General features: G+C 73.3%; 4 protein-coding genes and 1 pseudogene. 4 read left to right on the plus strand and 1 reads right to left on the minus strand.

Features of this window, described 5'->3' with window-relative positions; translation table 11 throughout:
- Positions 1-122 precede the first annotated feature (122 nt).
- Complete coding sequence (locus AB0J68_RS26905) at positions 123-419, plus strand: hypothetical protein (protein ID WP_354861940.1); 297 nt, start codon at positions 123-125, stop codon at positions 417-419.
- Positions 416-814: a hypothetical protein gene (locus tag AB0J68_RS26910; RefSeq protein WP_354861939.1), complete on the plus strand. Its 399-nt coding sequence runs from the start codon at positions 416-418 to the stop codon at positions 812-814. The genes AB0J68_RS26905 and AB0J68_RS26910 overlap by 4 nt, the downstream gene beginning before the upstream one ends.
- Before the next feature lie 19 nt (positions 815-833).
- Here the strand turns inward: AB0J68_RS26910 and AB0J68_RS26915 are convergent, their stop codons facing one another.
- On the minus strand, positions 834-1604 hold the full coding sequence (locus AB0J68_RS26915) for an HAD-IA family hydrolase (RefSeq protein ID WP_354861937.1): 771 nt from the start codon (positions 1602-1604) through the stop codon (positions 834-836).
- Between the two features lie 86 nt (positions 1605-1690).
- Here AB0J68_RS26915 and AB0J68_RS26920 point away from each other — a divergent pair, with 86 nt between their 5' ends.
- Positions 1691-4492 (plus strand): DEAD/DEAH box helicase, encoded by a 2802-nt coding sequence (locus AB0J68_RS26920; protein ID WP_363941092.1) that lies wholly within the window; start codon positions 1691-1693, stop codon positions 4490-4492.
- Positions 4493-4658: 166 nt separating this feature from the next.
- A pseudogene (locus AB0J68_RS26925) lies at positions 4659-5039 on the plus strand (MHYT domain-containing protein); the annotation flags it as partial.
- Positions 5040-5056: the final 17 nt, after the last annotated feature.

Consider the following 5056-nt stretch of genomic DNA (forward strand, 5'->3'; position numbering starts at 1 on the left):
GCGAGCTTCCGCCGTTCGGGGCCGGCCGCCCCGGCGTGGCCCTTCGACCCCGCACGCACCCGAGCGCGGGACACGGCCGTAGGTGTTCGCCGACGCGGTGCTACCGGCGTACGGTCTCGGGTATGACCAGCGCGATGCGGAAGCTGTCCATCTCCGTCCCACCCGACGTGGCGGAGCGCCTGGAGCACGAGTCCAACGCCAGCGCGTACATCACCCAGGCCGTCCGGGACCGGATGCGTCTGGACGCCCTGGACGCGGAGCTGGCCCACCAGGGCATCCAGATCACCGAGCAGGGTGTGGCCGAGGCGCGCGCCCGTCGTGCCGCCGTTGAGGCCGACTGGTCGCCGGAGCGCCGCAATGCGCTGCGTGAGCGGGCACGCCAACACCTGCTGGACACCACCGACCAGCCGGCCGCGTGAGCGCCGCGGACGACCGGCCGGTTCGGCTCGTGCTGGATCGGTCGGCGCTGCTGGCTTATCTGGCGGGGTCGGTGCATGTCGGAGAGCCGCTGCACGAGGTCATCCAGGACCGCAACAGGTTCGGTGTCACCGCCGTTACCGCGGCGGAGGCCCTGGCGATCGTCAGCGACCCGAAGGAACGGGCGACCCTGCACCGGCTGCTGACCCTGGACGCCTGTGCGGTGCTCTCCACCGAGGGGCGCTCCTGGCACGAGCTCAGCTACTGGCGGACGGTGACGGGTCGGGCCGATCTCGCCACCACGGTGCTGGCCGTACTCGACCATGACGCCTCGATCCTGACCGGGGAGGACCGGTACGGCGACGGCGAGCTGCCGGTCATCCACATCCCGACCTGACGGTTTCCGCGGGCGCGGCTCAGGTCGGCAGGGCCAGGTCCAGGACCGCGCCGAGGCCGTTCTCCCGGCCCGGGTCGGCGGCCGGGAGCACCAGCACCGCGCAGCCGGCGGCGACGGCGCCCGCGTCCGCCGGACTGTCGCCGACCATCAGCGTCTGCTCGGGGTCGACGCCGAGCATCCCGCACGCCCGCCAGAAGATCGCCGGGTCGGGCTTGCAGCGCCCCACCTCGTACGACAGCACGAACGCGTCGACGAGGTCGGTCAACCCCCAGGCGTCGAAGTGCGGTCGCAGGTCGAAGCCGATGTTGCTGACCACCGCCACCCGTACACCGGCGTCGCGCAGCGCGGCCAGCGTGGGAGCGGTGTCCGGGTACGGCAGCCAGCCCTCGGCGACGAGCAGCCGCTCGTAGAGCGCGTCGGCGAAACCCTCGATGCCCGCGTCCACGGTCTCGGCCAGCCCCGTGTACGCACCCCGGTGCGCGTGCGCGTAGAGGTCCCGGTCGGCCCACAGCTCGGCCAGCCGGGGCGGCACCCGGGCCGGCAGGGGGCCGCCCGCGCGGCCGGCGGTGAGCAGCCGGTCGGCCAGCGAGGTGGCGCGAACCCGGTCCAGGGTGACCCCGCACGCGGCGGCGGCTTCGATGACCCACTGTCGGGGCTCCTCCACCTGGGCCAGGGTGCCGTGGAAGTCGAAGAGCACCGCCTTGACGGGCCGTCGGGACGCCCGCGGGGCGCTGGCGTCCGCGACGCTGCCCGGCGGACTGGTCTGGGGCGGTTCGGCATGGTCCGGCACGCCGTGCACCCTACCGACCCCCGCCGACGGCCTCTCGGGACGGCCTTGTGGGGTGCACTGTCCCGGCACGCACTAATCTTGGTGCCATGTCGAGCCCCGCCGAGCGGTACGCAGCGGCGCGCCGCCGGGCCGCGCAGACCGCGCAGTTCCCGGCACTGGACGAGTTCGCCCTGGACCTGGGGTTCGATCTCGACGACTTCCAGCGCGAGGCGTGTCAGTCGTTGGAGCGGGGCAGCGGCGTGCTGGTCTGTGCCCCCACCGGCGCGGGTAAGACCGTGGTCGGCGAGTTCGCCGTACACCTGGCGCTGCGCGGGCGGCCCGACGACCCGGCGGCGGCCGACGACGCCGCGGCGCCACCGACCCGGCGCAAGTGCTTCTACACCACGCCGATCAAGGCGCTGTCCAACCAGAAGTACCACGATCTGGTCGCCCGGTACGGCGCCGAGCAGGTCGGCCTGCTCACCGGCGACAACGCGATCAACGGCGACGCGCCCGTGGTGGTGATGACCACCGAGGTGCTGCGCAACATGCTCTACGCGGGGTCCAGCACCCTGCAGGGGCTGGCGTACGTGGTGATGGACGAGGTGCACTACCTCGCCGACCGGTTCCGCGGCGGCGTGTGGGAAGAGGTGATCATCCACCTGCCCGCCTCGGTCACCCTGGTCTCGCTGTCGGCGACCGTGTCCAACGCCGAGGAGTTCGCCGACTGGTTGGTCACCGTGCGCGGCGAGACCGCCGTGGTGGTCAGCGAGCACCGGCCGGTGCCGCTGTGGCAGCACATGCTGGTCGGCAAGCGGATGTTCGACCTGTTCCACGACGCCGACGCCGCCCGCAAGCACGACGTGCACCCGGAGTTGCTGCGCTACACCCGCGACACCGTGCGCCGCCTGGAGCTGGGGGAGGGGCGCAGCGCCGGGCCGGGCGCCGGTCGGCGCGGCCCCCGCTGGCGTGGGCCGATGCGCCCGGACATCGTCGACCGGCTGGACCGCGAAGGGCTGCTGCCGGCGATCCTGTTCATCTTCAGCCGGGCCGGCTGCGCCGCCGCCGTGCAGCAGTGCCTGGCCGCCGGGCTGCGGCTCACCTCGCCCGAGGAGCGGGCCGAGATCCGCCGGGTGGTCGAGTCCCGGGTCACCGCCATCCCCGGCGAGGACCTGACGGTGCTGGGCTACTGGGAGTGGCTCGACGGGTTGGAGCGTGGCCTCGCGGCCCACCACGCCGGCATGCTGCCGGTGTTCAAGGAGATCGTCGAGGAGCTGTTCGTCCGGGGTCTGGTCAAGGCGGTCTTCGCCACCGAGACCCTGGCGTTGGGCATCAACATGCCGGCCCGCTGCGTGGTCCTGGAACGGCTGGTCAAGTACAACGGCGAGGCGCACGTCGACCTGACCCCGGGGGAGTACACCCAACTCACCGGCCGTGCCGGTCGGCGTGGCATCGACGTCGAGGGGCACGCCGTCGTGGTGTGGTCCCCGGAGACCGACCCACGGCACGTGGCCGGGCTCGCCTCCACCCGCACCTATCCGCTGCGCTCCAGCTTCCGGCCCTCGTACAACATGGCGGTGAACCTGGTCGGCACGGTCGGCGCGGAGCCCGCTCGGGCGCTGCTGGAGTCCTCGTTCGCCCAGTTCCAGGCCGACCGGTCGGTGGTCGGCCTGGCTCGGCAGGTGCAGCGCAACACCGAGACCATCGAGGCGTACGGCGTGGAGGCCGCCTGCCATCACGGCGACTTCGACGAGTACTTCGCGCTGCGGGTGGCGATCGCCGACCGGGAGAAGGCCATCGCCCGGCAGGGGCAGACTCAGCGCAAGGCCGCCGCCGTGGCGTCGCTGGAGCGCCTGCGGGTCGGCGACGTGATCCGCGTGCCGTCGGGCCGGCGGGCCGGCCTGGCCGTCGTGCTGGACCCGGCGACCGGTGGTTTCGGCGAGCCTCGTCCGCTGGTGCTCACCCAGGACCGCTGGGCGGGGCGGGTCAGCCCCGGCGACTTCACCACTCCGGCCGAGGTGCTGGCCCGCATCCGGGTGCCCAAGCACTTCAACCACCGCTCGCCGGGTGCCCGGCGGGACCTGGCCGCCGAGGTCAGCGGCACCGGCCTGGACCGGCACGGCGGTCGCCGCGGTGGCCGCTCCCGGCAGGCGCCCGGCGAGGACCACCGGCTCACCCAACTCCGCACCGAGCTGCGTAACCATCCCTGCCACGCCTGCCCGGAGCGCGAGGAGCACGCCCGCTGGGCGGAGCGGCGCCGTCGGCTGGAGCGGGACACCGAGGAGCTGCGCGAGCGGGTGTCCGGGCGCACCGGGTCCCTCGCGCGGACCTTCGACCGGATCGTCGCGCTGCTGACCGACCGTGGTTACCTCGCCCGCGACGGCGTGGTCACCGACGCCGGTCGGATGCTCGGCCGGATCTGGACGGAAGCGGATCTGCTGGTCGCCGAGTGTCTGCGCCGACGGGTGTGGGACGGGCTCTCCCCGGCCGAGCTGGCCGCCGCGGTGTCCGTGGTGGTCTTCGAGGCGCGTCGCGACGTCGACGAGCGGGCGTCGCTGCCGCGCGGCCCGGTGGCCGACGCCGTCGACGAGACGCTGAAGCTGTGGGGTGAGATCGAAGCCGACGAGGCGGCGCGCGGTCTGGCCGCGACCCGGGAGCCGGATCTGGGCTTCGCCTGGCCGGTCTACCGGTGGGCGCGGGGCGAGGCGCTGGCCAAGGTGCTCGGCAGCGGGCACGAGATCGACGGGGAGATGCCGGCCGGTGACTTCGTCCGGTGGGCCCGGCAGGTGGTCGACCTGCTCGGTCAACTTGCCGACTCCGGCGGCGCCTCGCCGGAGCTGCGCTCCACCGCCCGACAGGCGATAGCGGCCATCAACCGGGGCGTGCTGGCGTACCACACCTCCGCCTGATCATCATTTTCGGTCAGCATCGCCCGCGAACCGACGCATCGGACGGTCACCGCGACGGCACCCCCCGAACAGCCCGGGGGGCGCTGTTGCGCCTGGTCGGGGCACCCCTGATCATTGCCCGAGCGCCGTACTTACGCGCCGGTAACGAATGGGGGAGAGGACCGCCGTGGCGGACATCAATCACTTTGAGTACGGGTGGATCACACCCGCGCTGAGCTACGCGCTGTCCGTGCTCGGCTCGATCCTCGGGCTCGTCTGCGCCGGTCGCATCCGTACCGCCCGTACCGCCGGTCAGCGCGCCTGGTGGGGCCTGCTGGCCGCCTGGGCGCTCGGCGGCACCGCGATCTGGGCGATGCACTTCATGGCCATGCTCGGCTTCGCCGTCGGCGGCACCCGCATCCGGTACGACGTGCCCCTCACCGCCGCCAGCACCGCCATCGCGGTGGTCGCGGTCGGTATCGGCCTGGCCATCGTCGGCACCGGCCGGCTGAATCCGGTACGCCTCGTCGCCGGTGGCGTCTTCACCGGCGTCGGCGTCGCCGCCATGCCGGTGTAGTGCATGGC

This window comes from Micromonospora sp. NPDC049580, assembly GCF_040675595.1.
Lineage (GTDB): Bacteria > Actinomycetota > Actinomycetes > Mycobacteriales > Micromonosporaceae > Micromonospora.